Source organism: Streptomyces sp. NPDC091282 (assembly GCF_044757385.1).
Taxonomy (GTDB): domain Bacteria; phylum Actinomycetota; class Actinomycetes; order Streptomycetales; family Streptomycetaceae; genus Streptomyces; species Streptomyces gramineus.
The window spans coordinates 142628-163176 of sequence record NZ_JBIVUX010000004.1 but is presented as its reverse complement, the minus strand read 5'-3'; the positions used below and the strand labels follow the sequence as shown (position 1 = coordinate 163176).

Below are 20549 nucleotides of genomic sequence, written 5' to 3'. Positions count from 1 at the left end.
CGGGCTCCCATGCTGGCGTGCGGGGAGTTCACCGCCGTCCGAGACTGAAGGCACGGACGGGGGGACGCACGACACCCGGCCACCGGAAGGGCGGAGCCATGACGCGCCTTGTCGTCGATCTCAACAGATGTCAGGGATACGCGCAGTGCGCGTTCCTCGCCCCGGACGTCTTCACCATGCACGGCGAGGAATCCCTCGTCTACAGCCCGCACCCCGACGAGGAGCAGCGCGAGCGGGTGGCCCGTGCCGTCGCCGCCTGCCCCGTGCAGGCGATCACCGCCGACGGTCTGGACGGTGCCGTGGGAGGGACCTCCGATGGCGCCCGCTGACTACCTCGACTGGCTCCGGCGAGAGGGCCGGATCGTGATCGTCGGCGCCTCGCTGGCCGGGCTGCGCGGCGCCGAGACCCTGCGCGCCGAGGGCTTCACCGGCGAACTCACCATGATCGGTGACGAGCCGTACGAGCCGTACGACCGGCCGCCGCTGTCCAAGGCGGTGCTGCTCGGCAAGGCGTCCCCGAACCACACCGAGCTGCCCCGGCGCCGGGAGATCGACGCGAAGTGGCGGCTGGGGGTGGCGGCGACCGGGCTCGACCTGGAGGCCAAGCGGGTACGGCTGGCCGACGGTGACGAGGTCGAGTACGACCGTCTGCTGATCGCGACCGGAGTGAGCGCCCGGCCCTGGCCCAAGGAGGACGAGGCCCGTCTGGAGGGCGTGTTCACCCTGCGCACCCGGGACGACGCGGCCGCGCTGCTGCGGCGCCTGAAGGCGGGTCCGCGCCGGGTGTTCGTGATCGGTGCCGGGTTCACCGGTTCGGAGATCGCCTCGGCCTGCCGGGAGCACGGCATCGACGTGACCGTGGCGGAACGCGCGGGCGCGCCGCTGGTCGGAGCGCTGGGCGGGGTGATCGGGGCGGTCGCGGCGGACATGCACCGCGAGAACGGGGTGGACCTGCGCACCGGGGTCATGGTCACCGCCCTGGAGGGCGACTCGGCGGGCCGGGTGCGGGCCGTCCACCTGTCCGACGAGAGCGTGGTCGAGGCGGACGTCGTGATCGTGTCGCTCGGCGCGACCCGCAACACCGGCTGGCTGACCGGGTCCGGTCTCGGCGCGGGTCCCCGGGGCATCGCCTGCGACGCGGGCTGCCGTGCCTTCGACTTCCGGGGCATCGTCACCGACGACGTCTTCGTCGCCGGTGACGTCGCCAGGTCGCCGCACGCGCTGTTCGGCTACCAGTTCCTCTCCCTCGAACACTGGGGCAACGCGGTCGCGCAGGCGGAGACCGCCGCGCACAACATGATCAGCCCGAGCGCCGAGCGGCGGCCGCACCTGTGGGTGCCGGCCTTCTGGTCGTCGCAGTTCGGGGTGAACATCAAGTCCGTCGGGGTGCCGCCGATGGGCGAGCAGATCATGATCACGCAGGGTTCGCTGGCCGAACGCAGGTTCGTCGGGGTGTACGGCTACAAGGGCCGGACGATCGCCGCGGTGAGCTTCGACGACACGCGGTGGCTGGAGTTCTACCAGCGGCAGATCGAGAAGGGCGCGCCGTTCCCGGTGGAGTTCCCGACCGTGAACCGGCGGCCCGAGGGCCGGGTGCCGGTCGACGCCGACTTCCCGGACCCCGCGCTGCCGACGCACGGCCCGATGGTGACCCTGAGCGGTTACTCGCCGACCGACCAGCAGCTGGTCTTCCACCCCGCCCGCCACTGACCGTGCCCCGGCCCCGACGCTGCAAGGACCTGCCATGACGACGCAGACCTCGATGTTGCGCCAGATCACCGACTTCGCGAACCGCGCCAACCCGTATCCGGTGTACGAGGAACTGCGCAAGACGCCGGTGCTGCACGAGGAGGACGACGGCCCCTACATCATCAGCTCGTACCACGACATCGAGGCCCTGCTGCACGATCCGCGCATCAGCTCCGACGAGTCCAACGTGACCGTCGGCGGGCGCGACGACCTGTCGGGGCCGGAGGCGACGGGCCTGCCGCCGAGCTTCATCCGGCTCGACCCGCCGGAGCACGACCGGCTCCGCAGGATCGCCAACGGCTCCTTCGGACCTCCGCACCGGCCGCACCGGATCGACGACATGCGGGGCCAGCTGGAGGAGATCGTCACCGGTCTGATCGACGGACTCGGCCAGGCACGGGAGTTCGACCTCGTCGACCAGATCGCCTACCCCTTCCCGGTCACCGCGATCTGCCGGGTCCTCGGGGTGCCGCGCGAGGACGAGCCGCGCTTCCGGGCCTGGGTCGACCCGATCGTCGCGGGCCTGGACCCCGACAGCCGCACGGCCGCGGAGTCGCAGCGCACCGCGCAGGAGGCCCGGCTGCAACTGGGCATGTACCTGAACGGACTGGTGGAGCAGCGCGTCAAGGAGCCCCGTGACGACATGCTCTCCGACCTGGTGCACAGCAGCGGCCCGGACGGAGCCATGACGACGATGGAGGTGCTGAGCACGGCCGTGCTGCTGCTCATCGCCGGGCACGAGACGACCGTCAACCTGATCACCAACGGCATGCTCACGCTGCTGCGGCATCCGGAGGTCCTGGAGCGGCTGCGCCACGACCCGGGTCTCTCGGTGCGGATCGTGGAGGAGCTGCTGCGCTACGAGCCGCCGGTGCAGCTCGTGCCGCAGCGCACCTGCATCGCGGACATCGAGGTGCGCGGGGTGACGATTCCGAAGGGTTCGCGGATCTGGCTGGTGCTGGCCGCTGGCAACCGGGATCCGGAGCGGTTCACGGACCCCGACCGCTTCGACCCGGACCGCCAGGACATCCAGCACCTCGGCTTCGGCAGCGGCATCCACAGCTGCTTCGGCGCCCCGCTGGCCCGCCTCGAGGCCCAGATCGCGCTGTCCCAGCTGGCCAGGCGGCTGGACAACCCGCGGCTCGTCGAGGACCCGCCGCCCTACCGCCCGAACGCGGTGCTGCGCGGTCCGCGCCACCTCAACATCGCGATCGACGGCCTGAGGTGACGGCTCGTCAGGACTCGATCCTGCGCAACCGCACCAGGCCCACCCACGTTTCCGGGCCGGGCCTGGTGTAGGCGGCGTGCACCTCGTAGGTGCCGGCCTCCAGCGGGACCCGCAGGTGGTCCCCGCCCTCGGCCTCGCCGCCCGGCCAGGCGGAGTCGAACAGGACGACCGGGCCCGGCACCTGCCAGCGGATCCCCTTCTCCCACACGGCGCTGTCGAGCGCGGCGGGGACCTGGGCCAGCAGCTCGTCCTCGGAGTCGGCGGCGGACCAGCGGACGAACATGCCATGGTCCGGCAGGAAGGACGTCGCGGCGGGCTCGTCACCGAGGACCAGGGCCGCGCTGTCCCCGACCGGGAGCAGTCCGACGTAGCCGTCGACCTCGCAGGCCCGGTCGTAGTCGGTGGCCAGGTCCTCGCTGTCGGCTCCGGCCCAGAACGGCAGGACCGTCTCCGGGACCGCCACGAGGGGGCCGCCGCCCGACTCCACCCACTCCACCGCGCCTGGATCCGCATAACGAGTCATGGGGTGAACCTACACGTAGCGCGACGAGGCCCGTTCGCCTCGGGGAATCAGCAACCGCAGTCGCCCTCGGCCGGTGCGGTCAGCGGGTCGGGGTCCCGGCGTACGGGGCCCTGCCAGGTCTCGAACTCGAAGCCCTCGCGCGCCCAGTACTCGAATCCGCCGAGCAACTCCTTGACCCGGTAGCCGAGTTCGGCGAGCGCGAGCGCGGCGCGGGTCGCGCCGTTGCAGCCGGGGCCCCAGCAGTACGTCACCACGGGCACGTCCTTGTCGAGGAGCAGGGGGGCCTGCTCGGGGATCAGCGCGGTGGGCAGGTGGACGGCGCCGGGGATGTGGCCCTGGTCCCAGGACTCGGTGGAGCGGGAGTCCAGGACGACGAAGCCGGGGTCGCCGTCCGCGGCCAGCGCGGCGGCCACGTCGGAGACGTCGGCGTGCAGGGCGAGGCTCGCGCGGAAGTGGGCGGCGGCCTCGGCGGGCGCGGCGGGGGCGACGCGCAGGACGGGGTTCGCGGTGGTGAGGGTCATCTGGGGGCCTTTCTCCGGGCGCCGGTACGGCGGTTGTCCACGTCCGGAAATCTACGGCGCCGACCGGCCGCCCTGAAGGTGCGATCCCCGGCCCTCTTCTTGTGGGGCCGTGGAATCCCTGGTATCCATCGCCCATGACCGCGTTTTCCCCGGACGCCACCGACTGGCGCATCCTCGAAGCCCTCCAGCGCGACGGACGGGCCAGCTTCGCCGAGCTGGCACGGGCCGTCGCGATGTCCCCGAGCGCGGTGACCGAGCGGGTGCGGCGGCTGGAGGAGGCCGGGGTGATCCAGGGGTACGCCGCCGTGGTCGACCCGGAACGGCTCGGCCTGCCGGTCCTCGCCTTCGTCCGGCTGCGCTATCCGAACGGCAACTACCGCCCCTTCCACGACCTGGTCGCCGTCACGCCCGAGATCCTGGAGGCGCACCACGTCACCGGCGACGACTGCTTCGTCATCAAGGTCACCGCCCGCTCGATGCGCCACCTGGAGGAGATCACCGGCAGGATCGGCGCCCTGGGCTCGGTGACGACGAGCGTCGTCTACTCCTCGCCCCTCCCCCGCCGCGCGGTCAGCGTCTAGACGCCGCGCAGCCGCAGTGACGAGCCCGACCTGCCCTTGGCCACCTCCAGTTGGGCGTGGATGCGGCGGCGCAGGTCCGGGACGTGACTGACGATGCCCACGCTGCGGTCGCGTTCGCGCAGCGAGTCGAGGACGTCGAGGACCTCGTCCAGGGTCTGGTCGTCGAGGCTGCCGAAGCCCTCGTCGATGAACAGGGTGTCGAGCCGGACGCCGCCGGCCTCGTCGGTGACGACGTCGGCGAGGCCGAGGGCGAGCGCGAGGGAGGCGAAGAAGGTCTCGCCGCCGGAGAGCGTGGCGGTGTCCCGCTCGCGTCCGGTCCAGGCGTCGACGACGTGCAGCCCGAGCCCGCTGCGTCCGCGCCCGCTGCGGTCGTCGGAGTGGACGAGGGTGTAGCGGCCGGAGGACATGCGGTGCAGGCGGACGGTCGCGGCGGCGGCGACCTGTTCCAGCCGGGCCGCCAGGACGTACGACTCCAGCCGCATCCGGCGTTCGTTGTCCGCGGAGGTGCCGGCGGTGAGGGCGGCGAGCCGGGCGACCCGCTCGTACTCCTCGCGCAGGGGTCCGAGGCGGCGGACGTCCTCGGCGGCGCGGGCGGACAGCCGGTCGAGTTCGGCGCGGCAGCGGTCGGCCAGGTCCCGGCCGGAGACGGCCTCACGCAGCCGCCGGGCCGCCGTGGCCGCGTCCCGCTCCGCCGCCTCGGTGTCGGCGGGCGGCCGTACGGCGGCTGCCGCGGTGTCGGCCTCCGCGAGGACCGCGCGCACCGCGGCCTCCTCCGACTGCCAGTCGTCCAGGCGGCGTTGCAGTTCCCGGTGGGCCCGGTCGTCGAGGAGGGCGGCGGCCGCGTCCCGCGGGGTGTCGAAGCCGGCCCGGAAGGCGGCGTCGGCGAGCCGGGCGTCGGCGTCCTTCAGGTGCCCGGCGGTGTCGGCGGCGGCGCGGACGGCGTCCGCGGCGTCGGCGAGCAGCGCCGCCTGCCGCTCCAGTTGCGCGGCCCGCGCGGCGACGCTGGCCGCGCCGCCCCTGGCCTGTGCCAACTCCTCCTCCAGGGCGGCCCGTTCGGCGTCGAGGCCGTCCCGCCGGGTCAGCCGGGCGGTGGCCCTGACCTCGGCCTGCTGCCGGCCCGCGAGCCGGCGCTCGCGCTCCTGCTCGGCGAGCCGCAGCTCCTCGTGCGCGGCGTGCAGGCCGGCGGCGGCACGCCGGGCGCGGGTGTACTCCTGCTCCAGTTCGTCCATGCGAGCGGCGAGCCGTGCGGTGGGCAGGTCGTCGGCGGCCGCGGTGGCGGCGGCCAGCGCCTCGCGGGCGGTGCCGAGCCTGCGCTCGTCCTCGGCGCGCCCTTCGTCGGCGCGCTGGTAGGCGGCGAGCGCCCGCTCCTCCGCCTCGCGGTCGACGTGTCCGGCGACCTTGCGCGCCGGTGCGGGGTGTTCGGTGGCACCGCAGACCGCGCAGGGCGCGCCGTCGGTGAGGTCGGCGGCGAGTTCGGCGGCGATGCCGGCCAGCCGCTGTTCCTTGAGGTCGAGCCAGTGGGTCCGCGCGTCGGCGGCCCGGCGTGCGGAGTCCAGGGCGCTGCGCTGGATCTCGTCCGTGTCCCGGCCCAGTTCGTCGCGCAGGCGCGCGGCCGCCAGCTGCCGGCGGGCCGGGTCGCGCTGGACGGCCAGCTGCTCCGCGCGGGTCGCGGCCTCCTGCGCGGAGTCGATCCGGGCCGCCAGCCCCGCCCGCACGGCGTCCCAGTCGGCGAGCCAGCCCACGGCCTCGCGCAGGGCGTCCTCGTCGTCGCGTTCCTGCCGGTCCAGGCGGCCGCGCTCGGCCTCGACCTCGGCGAGCCGTCGCTCGGCCCGGCGCGCGGACTCCAGTCCGCCGAGTTCCTCGGCGGCCCGGCGGCCCGCGCCGGCGAGTCCGCCCGCATCGGCCTGTGCGAAGGTCTCCGGGAGCTGCGCACGCGCGCGTGCCTCGGCGGCGGCCGCCTCGCGGTGCCCGGCCTCGGCGGCCTCCCGCAGTTCCAGCGCCGGTGCCACCGCGGCCGCCTGCCGCGCCCGCTCCATCCTCGTATGTGCCGCACGGCGGTCCCCGGCCCGTTCCTCCAGCCGTGCGGCCCGCTCCCGGGCCTCGGCGAACCGGCTCTGCAGTCGGGCCAGTTCGCGGATGCCGGCCAGGGCGCGGTCGGCGGCGGACTGGGCGGACTCGGCCGTGGTGAGGCGGCAGCGGGCGAGGGTGAGGCGTTCGCGGGCGGTGCTGCGGGCGACGGCGGCGGCGGTGAGGACGGCCTCGGCGAGTCCGGGCTCGCCGGGCGCCAGTTCCGGCACTTCCATCGCGTCGCCGGCTTCCTGGTGCATACGGTGCGCGGCGGCCAGCAGCGCCGCGTCACCCTCCCGCACCCTGGCCTCGGTCGCCTTGCGGCGTTCGGCGAGGCGCTTCTCGACGTCGGCGAAGCGCTGGGTGTCGAAGAGGCGGCCGAGCAACTGGCCGCGGGCGCCGGCGTCGGCGCGCAGGAAGCGGGCGAAGTCGCCCTGGGGCAGCAGCACGACCTGGCAGAACTGCTCGCGGCTCATGCCGAGCAGGTGGGCGACCTCCTCGCCGATCTCCTGGTGGGAGCGGCTGAGGTCCTTCCAGGCGCCGCTCGTGGCGTCGTACTCGCGCAGCCAGGTCTGGGCCTTGTCGAGGGTGGTGCCGTGGCCGCGTTTCTTCGGGCGCTCCCAGGGCGGCTGCCGGGTGATCTCCAGCCGGCGTCCGCCGACGGTGAGTTCGAGGCGGATCCCGGTGCGGGTGGCGGGATCGGCGTGGTCGCTGCGCAGGGAGGTGCCCTGGCCGCTCTGGCGGGCCCCGGGGACGGTGCCGTACAGCGCGTAGCAGACGGCGTCCAGGACGGAGGTCTTCCCGGCGCCGGTCGGGCCGTGCAGCAGGAAGAGGCCAGCGGCCGAGAGCGCGTCGAAGTCGACGCTCTGCGTGCTGCCGAAGGGCCCGAAGGCGGTGATGTCGAGCCGGTGGAGCCTCACTGGGCGGCCTCCGTGGTCCGTCGTGCGTCCATGGTCACCGCGCCGCCTCGCGCACCGCGAGATGGGCCTGGACGGCGTCGAAGGCCTCGCCCAGTACGGTCAGTTCCCGCTGGTCGGGGCCCGCGCCGCGGACGTGGGCGACGAAGTCCTCGGCGATCTGGCGGTCGCTGCGGCCGGCCAGCCGGCGGGCGTAGGTCACGTCGGGGTCGCCGGGGGCTCGGTCGGGGGCGAAGACCAGGCTGAGGGTGTGCGGGAAACGCTCGGTCAGGCGGGCCATCGGGTCGGCGGGCCGGACCGGGTCGGTCAGCGTGGCCTCGACCCAGGCGGACTCGTGCCTGGTCAGGGCCGGGTCGGCGAGCAGGTCGTCGAGCGTGCCGCGGACGCGGGCCAGCGGGCGCGGTACCGGGCAGTCGAGGCGTTCGGCGGTGACGGTGCCGTCGGCGTCGAGGTCGACGAGCCACATGCTCTTGCGGTGGCCGGCCTCGGAGAAGGAGTACGCCAGCGGGGACCCAGAGTAGCGGACGCGCTCGGTGAGGGTCTGGCAGCCGTGCAGATGGCCGAGCGCGACGTAGTCGACGCCGTCGAAGACCCCGGCAGGGACGGCGGCCACGCCGCCGACGGTGATGTCCCGTTCGCTGTCGCTGGTCTCGCCGCCGGTGACGAAGGCGTGCGCGAGGACGACGGACCGCGTGCCGGGCGCGCGGGCGGCGAGGTCGGCGCGGACCCGGTCCATGGCGGCGGCCAGCACCGGTTCGTGTCCTGCCTTGTCGACGGCGAACTCGTCCTTCACCAGGGCCGGTTCGAGGTAGGGCAGGCCGTAGAAGGCGACGTCGCCGAAGGCGTCGGCGAGCAGGACGGGCGTGCCGCAGGCCGCGGGTTCGGTCCGCAGGTGGATGCCGGCACGGTCGATGAGACCGGCGCCGACGCCGAGCCGGCGGGCCGAGTCGTGGTTCCCGGAGATCATCACCGTGGGCACGCCCAGGGCGGCGAGCCGGTGCAGGGCGTCGTCGAACAGCTCGACCGCGGCCAGCGGCGGGACCGCGCGGTCGTACACGTCTCCCGACACGACCACGGCGTCGACGGCGTGCGCACGCACGGTCTCCACCAGGTGGCCGATGAACTCGGCCTGGGCGCCGAGCATGTTCACCCGGTGGAACGCCCGGCCGAGGTGCCAGTCGGAAGTGTGCAGGAGTCTCATGATCCCCGAGGTTAACGGCCGGGTCTGACATCACGGGCGGTTACTCCCGTATCAACCCCTCATGGGCCGGATGAGGTAAGGGAGTTTTGTCCGTTTAGTTCAGATCCTCACGCGTCCCCGTAGGCCTCCCCGCCCAGTTCGAGGTCCGCCGTGCCCGCGGTGGCGTCGGCGAGCCAGGCGCGGAAGGTGTCCACGTCGGCGTCCGGCAGGCCGATCTCGATGGCGACCGCCTCCCCGTAGCGGACGTCGCGGACCTCGCGGCCGGTGGCGCGCAGGTCGTTCTGGACCTTCCCGGCCCGCTGGTGGTCGACGGTGACGGTGGCCAGCCTGAAGCGCCGGCGGGTGATCGCGCCGACGCTGTCCAGGGCCTCCCCGACCGCGCCGCCGTACGCCCTGATGAGTCCGCCGGCGCCGAGCTTGACCCCGCCGTAGTAGCGGGTGACGACGGCGACGACGTACCGCATGTCGCGGCACAGCAGCATCTGGAGCATGGGGACGCCCGCGGTGCCGCCCGGTTCGCCGTCGTCACTGGCCTTCTGGGTGGCGGCGTCGGCGCCGATGACGTAGGCCCAGCAGTTGTGGCTGGCGTCGGCGTGCTCCTTGCGGACGCGGGCCACGAAGTCCCGGGCCTCCCGCTCGGTGGCCGCCGGGGCGAGGGCGCACAGGAAGCGGGAGCGGTTGACCTCGGTCTCGTGGGTGCCCGCGCGGGCGACTGTGCGGTACTCGTCCTGCATCCGCCCAGCCTATGCGGACCCGCGGACCCGGCTCGTCCGAGGTCGGGCTCAGCCCCGTCCGCCCCTCGGCACGATCACCTCGGTCAGCAGCGCCGCCCCCGGCTCCAGGGCCGTCCACGCCCGCCCGTGCCAGGCCAGGACCGCGATCGCCGACGTCGGGAACTTCTTGCGGACCTGCTCCAGGGTGTCGTCCAGGCCGTCCCCGGCCAGTTCCAGGACCAGCTCCTCCAGTCCCGGGTTGTGCCCGACCAGCAGCAGCGTCTCCACCTCCGACGGGATCTCGCGCACGACCTCCAGGAGTTCGGGCACGCCGGCCGCGTAGACCCGGCCGTCCAGGCGCACCGGCGGCGGTGTGCCCCACTGGCCGGAGACCAGTTCCCAGGTCTGCCGGGTGCGCACCGCGGTGGAGCAGACCACGAGGTCGGGCAGGCAGTCGGCGGCCGCGAGGGCGCGGCCGGCGGCCGGGGCGTCGCGGCGGCCGCGGGCCGCGAGCGGGCGCAGCCGGTCGGGCACCCCCTCGGGCCAGGCGGACTTGGCGTGCCGCAGGACGACCAGCCGGCGCAGCGGCCCGGCGCCGCGGATCACGGGGCGCTCCCGACGTCGCGCGTGAGGTCGAGGGCGAGCAGCCGGTCGGCGTGGGCGCAGGTCTCGAAGCGGGCGCCGTCGGGGATCTCCGGCCGGCCCGCCGCCCAGCGCAGGACGCCGAGCACGCCGGGGACGTCGAGGTCGTCCTCCCAGGCGTCCCGCAGCCGCCCCCGGACCGTCTCGGGCACCGGCCGCGAGGGGCTGCGCGCCCACCGGGCCACGTCCTGGCGGAGCCGAGCGAGGCTGCGGCCGGCCGCGTCCACGGCGCCGGCGCCCAGGTGGACGGCCGTGCCGCGCGGTGCGTCGAGCAGCGCGAGCCGGAGCGCGGCGGGATCGGCGAGCCCGTTGAGTACGGCCGCGTCGGGGCCGCTCGCGGGAGCGACGGCGACGGTCGGCCCACTGCCGGGCACGGTCGTGCCCTCGGCCGCCACGTGGACGACCTGGGCCTCGCCCAGTCCCGACGCGAGGTCGCGGCCGTCCTCGAAGGGGCGGATGCCGAGGGTGGTGGCGGCGGCGTGCAGTTCGGCCTGCCGGTGGCCGGCGGTGAGCAGGGGCAGGACCGGGGTGCCGCCGATCTCCAGGGCGCGCAGCAGCAGGTCGGTGGTGAGCAGGACCCGCAGCGCCGTCAGGTCGTACCCGTGGACATGGGCCTCGACCCGGGTCAGGGCGCGGCGGGCGGGGGCGGCGGGGACGGTCTCACCGGTCGTGGCGTCGAGGATGCGGAGCACGGGCTGAGCGTAGGCGCGTGGAGGGCCGTACGCAGGCACCTTGCGCCGATTCCGGTCACCGTGGCGGGACATGCGGGACATGTGGCGCCTTCTGCCGCTGTCTCCGGCGGGGAATGGGGGTCCGGGCGGTCGCTGTTGGCCAGGACGGACATGTCCCCGAACCGAGGAGGCCGGCGATGTACGGCGACGACGAGACGATCCGCAGGATCCTGACCGAGACCGGCGACACCTGGGCGGTGGTCGGCCTGTCGTCCAACCGGGGCCGCGCGGCGTACGGAGTGGCGCAGGTGCTGCAGCGGTTCGGCAAGCGGGTCGTGCCGGTCCACCCGAAGGCGGAGACGGTGCACGGGGAGCAGGGCTACGCCTCGCTGGCGGACATCCCCTTCGACGTGGACGTGGTCGACGTCTTCGTCAACGGCGAGCTGGCCGGTGCCGTGGCGGACGAGGCGGTGGCGAAGGGCGCGAAGGCGGTGTGGTTCCAGCTCGGGGTGGTCGACGAGGCGGCCTACGAGCGGGTGCGGGCCACGGGACGGGACATGGTCATGGACCGCTGCCCGGCCATCGAAATTCCCCGGCTGAATCGGAACTGACGGATGTCCGGACGGATGACCGGACCCGGGAACCGGCCGGATTTGAGGAAGATCTGAGACTCGCTGTCTTACCTTCTTCTCACTTATCACAGCTGAATACGGACATTCCATGACCCTCGCTGACCTGTGCAAAGGCTTTGGCCAAGACAGGAAAGATCGAGGGTCAAGTTTTGGGAAACAGTCTTCAGTCCGGGCGGCACGCGCCCATACCTTGTGGCCCCTTACTCGTTAAATCTGCGTTCAGAAACTGAGAGGCCACTTGACATGGTGAGTGTCGAGAAAGCCGCCACGGAGGACACGACTCCCTCGGGCGGCCTGAGGCGGGACGTCGGGCTGATCGGCCTGATGTGGGCCTCCGTGGGGTCGATCATCGGCTCCGGCTGGCTGTACGGAGCCCAGAAAGCGGTCGTGCAGGCCGGTCCCGCGGCGACCATCTCGTGGGTGGTCGGCGCGATAGCGATCGTCCTGCTGGCCCTGGTCCACGCCGAGCTGGGCGGCATGTTCCCGGTGGCGGGCGGCACGGCCCGGTACCCGCACTACGCCTTCGGCGGACTGGCCGGCATGTCCTTCGGCTGGTTCTCCTGGCTGCAGGCCGCGACCGTGGCGCCGATCGAGGTCGAGGCCATGATCGGTTACGCCGGTCACTGGAAGTGGGCGCAGCACCTGGAGCACGCCGACGGCACCCTGACGGCGAGCGGCCTGCTGGTGGCCGTGATCCTGATGGCCCTGTTCGTCGGGGTCAACTTCTTCGGCGTCCGGGTGCTCGCGCACACCAACAGCGCCGCGACCTGGTGGAAGATCGCCGTGCCGCTGGCCGCGATCTTCATCATCGCCGTCGGCAACTTCCACCCGGCCAACTTCCACTCCGAGGGCTTCGCGCCCATGGGCGCCAAGGGCGTGCTCGCGGCGATCAGCACCAGCGGCATCATCTTCGCGCTGCTCGGCTTCGAGCAGGCCATCCAGCTGGCCGGCGAGAGCCGCAACCCCAAGCGGGACCTGCCGCGCGCCACGCTCGGCTCGGTGGCCATCGGCGCCGTCATCTACGTGCTGCTCCAGGTCGTCTTCATCGCCGCGCTGCCGCACAGCACCTTCGCGCACGGCTGGGCGCACCTCCACTACGCGGGCGACAGCGGCCCGTGGGCCGGTCTCGCGACCCTGGTGGGCCTCGGCTGGCTGGCGTGGGTGCTCTACCTCGACGCGATCATCTCCCCCGGCGGCACCGGCCTGATCTACACCACCGCCACCTCCCGGGTCTCCTTCGGCCTGGCGAAGAACGGCTACGCGCCGAAGATCTTCAGCCGGACCGACTCCCGCGGTGTGCCGTGGTTCGGCCTCATCATGTCGTTCGTGACCGGCGTGATCTGCTTCCTGCCGTTCCCGAGCTGGCAGGAGCTGGTCAGCTTCATCACCTCGGCGAGCGTGCTGATGTACGCCGGTGCCCCGCTGGCGTACGGCGTCTTCGCCGACCGGCTGCCGCACTTCGAGCGGCCCTACCGGCTGCCCTTCGGCAAGCTGATCTCCCCGCTGTCCTTCGTCGTCGCCAACCTGATCATCTACTGGTCGGGCTGGGGCACCCTGTGGCGGCTCGGCATCGCGATCGTGCTCGGCTACGTGCTGCTCGGCGGGTACGGCGTCTACGCCCACCGCAAGGGCCTGCCCGACGCGCCGCGGCTGGACTTCAAGGCCGCCCAGTGGCTGCCCGTCTACCTCGTCGGCATGGGCGTCATCTCGTGGCAGGGCGGCTTCGGCGGCCAGGGCCACATCGCCCTGTGGTGGGACATCCTGGTGATCGCCGTCTTCTCGGTCGTCGTCTACTACTGGGCCAAGGCGACCGCCTCCTCGGCACAGGACATCGAGCGCAGCATCGACGAGGTCGTGGTCACGGACGCCCCGGCGCACTGACCCCTTCCGGCTTCCCACGTGTCCCGTCAGCCAGGGGCGGCCCCCGCCCCGGCTGACGGGACACCGTCATAATGGGACGGTGATCCCCCACTCACCTTCCGAAGAACGCCGTACGGTCGTCGTCCTCGGCGCCGGACCGGCCGGGCTGACCGTCGGCAACATCCTGCGGGCCGCCGCCGTCGACTGCGTGGTCCTGGAGACCGGGAGCAGAGAGTTCATCGAGACCCGGCCCAGAGCCGGGGTGATCGAGGAGTGGGCGGTCCGGGGCCTTGAGCAGCGCGGGCTCGCCGACGCGCTGCTCGCCGGGGCGCAGGTGCACAGCGCGTGCGAGTTCCGGTTCGACGGCGAGCGCTTCCGTTTCGACTACGCCGCGCTGACGGGCCGTCACCACTACATCTATCCGCAGCCGTTGCTGGTGACGGATCTGGTGCGGGAGTACGCGGACGTGCGCGGCGGCGACATCAGGTTCGGGGTGCGGGACGTCCGGCTTGACGACGTCGACTCGGACCGGCCCACGGTGTCCTACACCGACCCGGCGACCGGCCGGCGGCACGTCCTGCACTGCGCGTTCGTGGCGGGCTGCGACGGGGCGCGCGGGGTGAGCCGGGACACGGTGCCCGACGCGCGGACGCGGATGTCCCGGCAGGACTACGGCGTCGGCTGGCTGGCACTGCTCGCGCAGGCCCCGCCGTCCTCGGACTGCGTGCTGTTCGGCGTCCACCCCGACGGCTTCGCCGGGCACATGGCGCGCGGCCCCGAGGTCACCCGCTACTACCTGCAGTGCCCGCCGGGCGACGACCCGGAGAACTGGCCGCACGACCGGGTGTGGGCCGAACTGCACGAGCGGCTCGGCGCCGAGGGTGCTCCGCCGCTCAACGAGGGGCCGCTGGTGGAGAAACGCGTGCTGGACATGCACAACTACGTGGTCGAGCCGATGGTGTTCGGCCGCCTCTTCCTGGCGGGCGACGCCGGGCACCTGACCGCGCCGATCGCCGCCAAGGGCATGAACCTCGCGCTGCACGACGCCTTCCTGCTGGGCGACGCGCTCGTCGCGCACGTCACCGAGGACGACGACTCGGGCCTGGACGGCTACTCCCACGCGTCTTTGCGCCGGGTCTGGGACTACCAGGAGTTCTCCGGGTTCCTGTCCGGCATCTACCACGGCACCGCCTCCGGCGATCCGTTCCTCGCGGGCACCAGCCTGGCCCGGCTGCGCAGGCTGTTCACCTCGACCGCGGCGGCGACGGCCTTCGCCGAGCAGTACCTCGGCGCGGCCGTCGCCTTCTGACCACCGCGCGGGGACGGCCGGCGCCGTCCCCGCGCCGACGGCCAGCCGGACCGGGTGCCCGCCCTGCCGGCGGGGCTCAGCTCCCCGCGTCGGCGGCCGTCTCGGTGAGGCGGTGGTCCGCCACCTTCAGCGCCTCGTCGACCAGCCTGCGCACATGGCCGTGGCGCAGCGAGTACACCACCCGCCGTCCCTCCTTGCGCGTGCCCACCAGACCGGCGAGCCGCAGCCGGGCCAGATGCTGGCTGACGGCCGGCCGCGCGGCACCGCACACCTCGGTGAGCGTGGTGACGTCGGCCTCCCCGGACGCCAGGGCGTGCAGCAGCGTCAGCCGGGTGCGGTCGCCGAGCAGGGCGAGCAGGTCGGCGGCGAGCGCGAACTGCTCCTCGCCCGGACTGCGCGGATGCGCATGGTGCGCAGGTGATAGGTGCATGCGTGCGCTCATACGCACATAATGGCGTCGAGGGCGTCGCCTGTCCACGCCCGCGCACCGGAGAGGGGAGCCGCATGAGCGACCGGCACCACCACGAGCACGCCCACGTCCACGACGGGCCCGGCGGACACGCGCACGGCCACCCGCACACGCACTCCGCGCCGGGCGGCCTCCGGCACCGCCTCGGTCATCTGCTCACCCCGCACTCCCACGAGACGGCCGACAAGCTCGACCCGGCGCTGGAGGCCTCGGCGCGCGGCCTGCGGGCGCTGTGGGTCTCACTGGCCGTGCTCGGCGTGACGGCGGCCGCGCAGGCGGCGGTCGTGGCCCTGTCCGGCTCCGTGGCCCTGCTCGGCGACACCGTGCACAACACCGCCGACGCGCTGACCGCCGTACCGCTGGGCATCGCCTTCGTGCTCGGGCGCCGCGCGGCGAACCGCCGCTACACCTACGGCTACGGGCGGGCCGAGGACCTGGCGGGGATCGCGATCGTGCTGACCATCACCGCGTCGGCCGCCTTCGCCGCCTGGACCGCGGTCGAACGGCTGCTGGATCCGCGGCCGGTCGCGCATCTCCCGGCGGTCGCGCTGGCCGCGCTGGCGGGCTTCGCGGGCAACGAGTGGGTGGCCCGGTACCGGATCCGGGTGGGCCGGTCGATCGGCTCGGCGGCCCTGGTGGCCGACGGACTGCACGCCCGCACCGACGGGTTCACCTCGCTGGCCGTGCTGCTGGGAGCGGGCGGCTCGGCCCTGGGCTGGCAACTCGCCGATCCCCTGGTGGGGTTGGCGATCACCGCGGCGATCGTCCTGGTGCTGCGGGACGCGGCCCGGGAGGTGTTCCGGCGGGTGATGGACGCCGTGGACCCGGAGTTGACGGACCGGGCCGAGCGGGCGCTCGGCGAGGTGCCGGGGGTGCGGGCGGTGGGCGAGCTGCGGCTGCGGTGGATCGGGCACCGGCTGCGGGCCGAGGTGGCGGTGGTGGTCGACGGCGAGTCGACCGTGCGTCAGGCGCACGCGGTCGCGGTGGCGGCGGAACACGCCCTGCTGCACGCCGTGCCCCGGCTCACCGCCGCCCTGGTGCACGCCGATCCGGCGCCCGCGCCGGGCGAGCGGGACCCGCACCTGGACCTGGCCCACCACGCGCCGGGTCAGCCGCCCAGCCCCTCCAGCACGACCGCGCCCGGCAGTTCCGCGAACACCTTGCCGGGGACCAGGAGTTTGCCGCGCCGGCGGCCGCTGCCGACCAGGACGTAGGGCAGGTCGACCACGGCCGGGTCCACCAGCAGGGGCCAGTCGCGCGGGAGTCCGATCGGGGTGATGCCGCCGTACTCCATGCCGGTCTCCCCGGTCGCCAGGTCCATCGGGGCGAACGAGGCCTTGCGGGCGCCGAGATGACGCCGTACGACGCCGTTGACGTCGGCCCTGGTGGTGGAGAGGACCAGGCAGGCGGCGAGCGTCGTGCCGCCGCCGCGCTTGCCCGCCACCACGACGCAGTTGGCGGACCGCTCCAGCAGATCGCGCCCGTAGTGCTCGACGAAGACGGCGGTGTCCGCCCACTGCGGGTCCGTCTCGACGTAGACGATCTGCTCGGCGGGGACGGAGCCGCTCCAGTGCCGTACGGCGTCGGCGACCGGCGCGACCAGGTCGTCGAGGCGGTCGGGGGCGGGGTCGGCGGTCTCGAAGTCTCCGATGGGTGCGCGCATGCCCGCACCGTAACAGCCGGGTGGGGCGGGCTCAGGGCACGGGCGGGACGGAGACCGTCATGACCATCTCCATCGGCTCGTCCCCGGTGTTGCCGTACACGTGGGCCGTGTTGGCCTCGAAGGAGGCGCTGGCGCCCGTCGGCACGCGGTACTCGGCGCCGTCGACGGTGAGGGTCAGCTCGCCCGCGGTGACGTGGACGATCTCCACGGTGCCCGCCGGGTGGGGTTCCGAGGGGCTGCTCTCGCCCGGCATCAGCCGCCAGTCCCACATCTCCAGCGGGCCGGGCGCCTCGGTGCCGGCGAGCAGGCGGTTGTAGCTGCCGGCGTCGGTGTGCCACAGCCGGACGGCCTTGTCGACCGGGACGATCTGGACCCTCGGCCCCTGTTCGTAGTCGAGCAGGGTGGTGATGCTGATGCCGAGCGCGTCGCCGATCTTGACGACGGTGCCGATGCTCGGGTTGGTGCGGGCCTGCTCGATCTGGATGAGCATGCCGCGGCTGACCCCGGCCCGGGCCGCGAGCACGTCGAGGGTGAAGCCGCGCACCGAGCGCCAGTGCTTGACGTTGCGGGCCAGGGACTGGGTCAGCAGGTCGAGGTCCGACACGTTCCGTCCATCGTCGTGAGCATCGAGGTCCAATATTCTGAATGACAGCGTTTAACTGAGTGAACTACGGTGGGGTGTACCTGATCGTTCACCGAACTGTACTGCGAGGCGGGCCGTGACAGCATTCTTCGCCCTGACCACCAGCCTCCTGTGGGGGCTGGCCGACTTCGGCGGCGGGCTGCTCACGCGACGCGCCCCGGCGCTCACGGTGGTCGTCGTCTCGCAGGGCATCGCGGCGGTGGTCCTCGGGGTGATCGTGGCCGCCACGGGCGGCTGGAGCGAGGCCGGGCCGCGGCTCTGGTTCGCGTGCGCCGCCGGCCTGGTCGGGCCGGTCGCGCTGTTCTCCTTCTACAAGGCGCTCGCGCTCGGCCCCATGGGCGTGGTCTCCCCGCTGGCCACGCTGAGCGTCGCCGTCCCGGTCGGTGTCGGACTGATACTCGGCGAGCGGCCGGGACTGCTGCAGTTCGCGGGGATCGCGGTCGCCGTCACCGGGGTCGTCCTGGCCGGCGGACCGCAGCTGCGCGGCGCGCCGGTCCAGCGCCGCACGATCCTGCTCACCCTGGTCGCGGCCGGCGGCTTCGGCACGGTCTTCGCACTGATCACGGAGGCGTCCACCACGGTCACCGGCCTCTTCCTGGCCCTCTTCGTGCAGCGGCTGACCAGCGTGGCGACCGGCGGCGCCGCCCTGTGGCTGTCGGTGCGGCAGGGCACGCCCGCGCTGCCGGACGGCGGTTTCGCCTGGTCCACGCTGCCGGCCCTCGGTTTCGTCGGTCTGGCCGACGTCGCCGCCAACGGCACCTACTCGGTGGCCGCCCAGCACGGCCCGGTCACCGTCGCCGCGGTGCTCGCCTCGCTCTATCCGGTGGTCACCGCGCTGGCGGCCCGCGGATTCCTCAGCGAGCGCCTGCGGGCCGTGCAGGCGGCGGGCGCGGGCCTCGCGCTGGTCGGCACGCTGCTGCTCGCGACCGGCTGACTCAGTTCTCGCTCTCCAGCGCCGCGAGCCGCGCCACACCCTCCTCGTCCAGCTCCGCCAGCGCGCGCAGCTGCTCCGGGGTCATGCCCTCCGGTATCGGCACCGGCGCGGGTGTGCGCAGCGGCGGCTGCCAGCCGGTCTCGGCGGTCCAGCGGCGGACCACCCGGGCCGGCGCGCCGGCCACCACGGCGTGGTCGGGCACCGTGCCCCGGACCACCGCGCCGGCGGCCACCACCACGTTCCGGCCGATCCGCGCGCCCGGCAGGATCACCGCACCGGTGCCGATCCAGCAGCCGGGGCCGATCTCCACGGACTCCATGCGGGGCCACTGCCGGCCGATGGGCTCGTGCGGGTCGTCGTAGGAGTGGTTGGTGGAGGTGACGTAGACGTACGGGCCGAAGTAGCAGTCGCTGCCGATGGTGACGGTCGTGTCCGCGATGACATGGCTGCCGCGGCCCAGGACCACGCCGTCGCCGATGCGCAGGATCGGCTCGGGGCCGAGGTCGAGGTCGGGCATCAGGCCCGCGGTGAGGGTGACCTGTTCGCCGACGATGCAGTGGGAGCCGAGGTGGATCCAGGGTTCGCCGAAGACCGTGCCCAGCGGGAAGGCCAGGCGGGTGGCCTCGCCGATGGCGCCGAACCGGAACCGGCCGGGGTGGTCGGCGGTGACCGAACCGGTGCGCTGCACCCAGGCCCAGCCCGCGTGCACCGCTCGCTGGGCGAGGCGGCGGCACCAGGACGAGAACGTGTTCTTGGGCTTCGGCACGGGGTCACGCTACGCGCAGGGCGCCGTCGGCAAGAGGGCGGGCCGCTGTGATCTTCGCCCCAGGCCGTCGGCTAGGTTGCCGTGGACATCGAGGACGAAAGGGAGTGCGTGATGACGCGGAAGGCACTGATCGTGGGGATCGGCGGGCGCGAGCCGGTGATCGGGGACGACGTGTTCGTGGCGCCGACCGCCTCGGTGATCGGGGACGTGACGCTGAAGGCGGGGGCGAGCGTCTGGTACGGCGCGGTGGTGCGCGGGGACGTCGAGAAGATCACCGTGGGTGCGCAGGCGAACGTGCAGGACAACGTGACGCTCCACGCCGACCCCGGGTTCCCGGTGAGCGTCGGGGAGCGGGTGTCCATCGGGCACAACGCGGTGGTGCACGGGGCGACGGTCGAGGACGACTGCCTCATCGGGATGGGGGCGACCGTGCTGAACGGGGCCGTGATCGGCGCGGGCTCGCTGGTCGCCGCGCAGGCGCTGGTGCCGCAGGGCATGGTGGTGCCGGCGGGTTCGCTGGTGGCCGGGGTGCCGGCGAAGGTGAAGCGGAGCCTGTCGGAGGAGGAGCTTCAGGGGGTGACCCTCAACGGGACCCTGTACGCGGAGCTGGCGAAGGCGCACCGCGAGGTGCACACGTCGTAGGCCCCGCGACGGGCGCGGCCGGTCCGGGTCCGCCGCGCCCCCGCGGCCCGCGCCCGCGGGCCTTCACTCCCCGGCGCCCACCGGTTCGGCTTCCTTCTCGGCGACCTGCGCCTTCTGCGCCTTGCGCCGCACGATCAGCATCGACGCGAGGCCCACCAGCACCGCCGCCGCCAGGCCCACGTACGAGAACCGCTTCAGCCAGTCCTCCGCGACGATGCCGACGTAGTAGACGACGGCCGTGGTGCCGCCCGCCCAGCAGATGCCGCCGAGCAGGTTCGCCGTCAGGAACTTCCAGTACGGCATGTGCAGGACGCCCGCGAGCGGGCCCGCGAAGATGCGCAGGAGGGCGATGAAGCGGCCGAAGAAGACCGCCCACATGCCCCACTTCTCGAAGGAGCGCTCCGCGGTGGCCACATGGCCCTCGCTGAAGTGTCTCGGGAACTTCCGGCCCAGCCAGGCCAGCAGCGGACGGCCGCCCTTGCGGCCGATCGCGTAGCCGACGGAGTCGCCGATCACCGCGCCCGCGGTGGCGCAGGCTCCGAGGACGAACGGGTCGATGCCCGAGTGCTGGGAGGACAGCAGCGCGGCCGAGACCAGCACGATCTCGCCCGGCAGCGGGATGCCCAGGCTCTCCAGCCCGATGACCAGCGCCACCACTGCGTAGACGGCGACCGCCGGCACCGAGTCGAGCCATTCCTGGACGTGCACCGCGGGTTCCTCCCCTGTCGTGTGCCGGGTATACCCCTGGAAGGCTACCGGGTCGCCCGGGCGGGGCCGTGCCCGTGGCACCGGCCCGCCCCCCGTCCTTCGGCTCTCCG

Annotated in this window: 22 protein-coding genes; 10 read left to right on the top strand and 12 right to left on the bottom strand. The window is 73.6% G+C overall.

Features of this window, described 5'->3' with window-relative positions; all coding sequences use genetic code 11:
* The first annotated feature begins 98 nt into the window (after window positions 1-98).
* The 3 genes from ACIQOE_RS19760 to ACIQOE_RS19750 are packed head-to-tail and all read left to right on the top strand — an operon-like array spanning window position 99 to window position 2977.
* Window positions 99-329: a ferredoxin gene (locus tag ACIQOE_RS19760; RefSeq protein ID WP_362642073.1), complete on the top strand. Its 231-nt coding sequence runs from the start codon at window positions 99-101 to the stop codon at window positions 327-329.
* Window positions 316-1710: an FAD/NAD(P)-binding oxidoreductase gene (locus ACIQOE_RS19755; RefSeq protein ID WP_351933406.1), complete on the top strand. Its 1395-nt coding sequence runs from the start codon at window positions 316-318 to the stop codon at window positions 1708-1710. Before ACIQOE_RS19760 ends, ACIQOE_RS19755 begins: the two co-directional genes overlap by 14 nt.
* 34 nt (window positions 1711-1744) lie before the next feature.
* Window positions 1745-2977, top strand: a complete 1233-nt coding sequence (locus ACIQOE_RS19750) for a cytochrome P450 (RefSeq protein WP_351326845.1) — start codon at window positions 1745-1747, stop codon at window positions 2975-2977.
* A gap of 7 nt (window positions 2978-2984) precedes the next feature.
* Here ACIQOE_RS19750 and ACIQOE_RS19745 read toward each other — a convergent pair whose 3' ends face one another.
* Entirely contained in the window at window positions 2985-3500 is a 516-nt protein-coding gene (locus ACIQOE_RS19745) for an immunity 21 family protein (protein WP_401412662.1), read from the bottom strand.
* Between the two features lie 47 nt (window positions 3501-3547).
* Window positions 3548-4021, bottom strand: coding sequence for a rhodanese-like domain-containing protein (locus tag ACIQOE_RS19740; RefSeq protein ID WP_351326849.1), 474 nt, complete (start codon window positions 4019-4021; stop codon window positions 3548-3550).
* Between the two features lie 134 nt (window positions 4022-4155).
* Here ACIQOE_RS19740 and ACIQOE_RS19735 point away from each other — a divergent pair, with 134 nt between their 5' ends.
* On the top strand, window positions 4156-4602 hold the full coding sequence (locus ACIQOE_RS19735; protein ID WP_365571157.1) for an Lrp/AsnC family transcriptional regulator: 447 nt from the start codon (window positions 4156-4158) through the stop codon (window positions 4600-4602).
* On the opposite strand, the gene ACIQOE_RS19730 is transcribed toward ACIQOE_RS19735, so the two are convergent.
* The 5 genes from ACIQOE_RS19730 to ACIQOE_RS19710 form a co-directional block, all read right to left on the bottom strand.
* A complete protein-coding gene (locus ACIQOE_RS19730) occupies window positions 4599-7589 on the bottom strand; it encodes an AAA family ATPase (protein WP_401412660.1) in 2991 nt (996 codons plus the stop codon). The genes ACIQOE_RS19735 and ACIQOE_RS19730 overlap by 4 nt on opposite strands.
* 34 nt (window positions 7590-7623) lie before the next feature.
* A complete protein-coding gene (locus tag ACIQOE_RS19725; RefSeq protein ID WP_365571151.1) occupies window positions 7624-8787 on the bottom strand; it encodes an exonuclease SbcCD subunit D in 1164 nt (387 codons plus the stop codon).
* A 107-nt stretch (window positions 8788-8894) separates the two neighbouring features.
* Window positions 8895-9521 (bottom strand): YigZ family protein, encoded by a 627-nt coding sequence (locus ACIQOE_RS19720; RefSeq protein ID WP_401412657.1) that lies wholly within the window; start codon window positions 9519-9521, stop codon window positions 8895-8897.
* 48 nt (window positions 9522-9569) lie between these two features.
* Window positions 9570-10106, bottom strand: coding sequence for a histidine phosphatase family protein (locus ACIQOE_RS19715; RefSeq protein ID WP_365571148.1), 537 nt, complete (start codon window positions 10104-10106; stop codon window positions 9570-9572).
* A complete protein-coding gene (locus tag ACIQOE_RS19710; protein ID WP_399009667.1) occupies window positions 10103-10834 on the bottom strand; it encodes a hypothetical protein in 732 nt (243 codons plus the stop codon). The genes ACIQOE_RS19715 and ACIQOE_RS19710 overlap by 4 nt, the downstream gene beginning before the upstream one ends.
* A 176-nt stretch (window positions 10835-11010) precedes the next feature.
* Here ACIQOE_RS19710 and ACIQOE_RS19705 point away from each other — a divergent pair, with 176 nt between their 5' ends.
* The 3 genes from ACIQOE_RS19705 to ACIQOE_RS19695 all read left to right on the top strand — a co-directional run bounded on the left by ACIQOE_RS19705 (window position 11011) and on the right by ACIQOE_RS19695 (window position 14614).
* On the top strand, window positions 11011-11424 hold the full coding sequence (locus ACIQOE_RS19705; protein WP_362642083.1) for a CoA-binding protein: 414 nt from the start codon (window positions 11011-11013) through the stop codon (window positions 11422-11424).
* Between the two features lie 264 nt (window positions 11425-11688).
* Window positions 11689-13326: an APC family permease gene (locus ACIQOE_RS19700; RefSeq protein WP_351326863.1), complete on the top strand. Its 1638-nt coding sequence runs from the start codon at window positions 11689-11691 to the stop codon at window positions 13324-13326.
* 79 nt (window positions 13327-13405) lie between these two features.
* Window positions 13406-14614: a 4-hydroxybenzoate 3-monooxygenase gene (locus tag ACIQOE_RS19695; protein WP_401412654.1), complete on the top strand. Its 1209-nt coding sequence runs from the start codon at window positions 13406-13408 to the stop codon at window positions 14612-14614.
* A 76-nt stretch (window positions 14615-14690) separates the two neighbouring features.
* Here the strand turns inward: ACIQOE_RS19695 and ACIQOE_RS19690 are convergent, their stop codons facing one another.
* A complete protein-coding gene (locus tag ACIQOE_RS19690) occupies window positions 14691-15044 on the bottom strand; it encodes a metalloregulator ArsR/SmtB family transcription factor (protein ID WP_365571140.1) in 354 nt (117 codons plus the stop codon).
* Between the two features lie 74 nt (window positions 15045-15118).
* Between ACIQOE_RS19690 and ACIQOE_RS19685 the strand changes: the two genes are divergently transcribed.
* Window positions 15119-16297, top strand: a complete 1179-nt coding sequence (locus ACIQOE_RS19685; RefSeq protein WP_401412652.1) for a cation diffusion facilitator family transporter — start codon at window positions 15119-15121, stop codon at window positions 16295-16297.
* Here the strand turns inward: ACIQOE_RS19685 and ACIQOE_RS19680 are convergent.
* Window positions 16192-16746 carry a YbaK/EbsC family protein gene (locus ACIQOE_RS19680; protein WP_401412650.1) on the bottom strand — a complete coding sequence of 185 codons (555 nt, stop codon included), beginning with the start codon at window positions 16744-16746 and terminating at the stop codon, window positions 16192-16194. The genes ACIQOE_RS19685 and ACIQOE_RS19680 overlap by 106 nt on opposite strands.
* Before the next feature lie 31 nt (window positions 16747-16777).
* Window positions 16778-17350 (bottom strand): helix-turn-helix domain-containing protein, encoded by a 573-nt coding sequence (locus tag ACIQOE_RS19675; protein WP_351326873.1) that lies wholly within the window; start codon window positions 17348-17350, stop codon window positions 16778-16780.
* Window positions 17351-17465: 115 nt separating this feature from the next.
* On the opposite strand from ACIQOE_RS19675, the gene ACIQOE_RS19670 reads away from it, so the two are divergent.
* A complete protein-coding gene (locus tag ACIQOE_RS19670) occupies window positions 17466-18323 on the top strand; it encodes a DMT family transporter (protein ID WP_363015045.1) in 858 nt (285 codons plus the stop codon).
* A 1-nt stretch (window position 18324) separates the two neighbouring features.
* Here the strand turns inward: ACIQOE_RS19670 and ACIQOE_RS19665 are convergent, their stop codons facing one another.
* Entirely contained in the window at window positions 18325-19089 is a 765-nt protein-coding gene (locus ACIQOE_RS19665) for an acyltransferase (RefSeq protein ID WP_351326877.1), read from the bottom strand.
* A gap of 111 nt (window positions 19090-19200) precedes the next feature.
* Here ACIQOE_RS19665 and ACIQOE_RS19660 point away from each other — a divergent pair, with 111 nt between their 5' ends.
* Entirely contained in the window at window positions 19201-19731 is a 531-nt protein-coding gene (locus ACIQOE_RS19660) for a gamma carbonic anhydrase family protein (protein WP_351326879.1), read from the top strand.
* A 63-nt stretch (window positions 19732-19794) separates the two neighbouring features.
* On the opposite strand, the gene ACIQOE_RS19655 is transcribed toward ACIQOE_RS19660, so the two are convergent.
* A complete protein-coding gene (locus tag ACIQOE_RS19655) occupies window positions 19795-20439 on the bottom strand; it encodes a DedA family protein (RefSeq protein ID WP_351326880.1) in 645 nt (214 codons plus the stop codon).
* Between the last annotated feature and the right edge of the window lie 110 nt (window positions 20440-20549).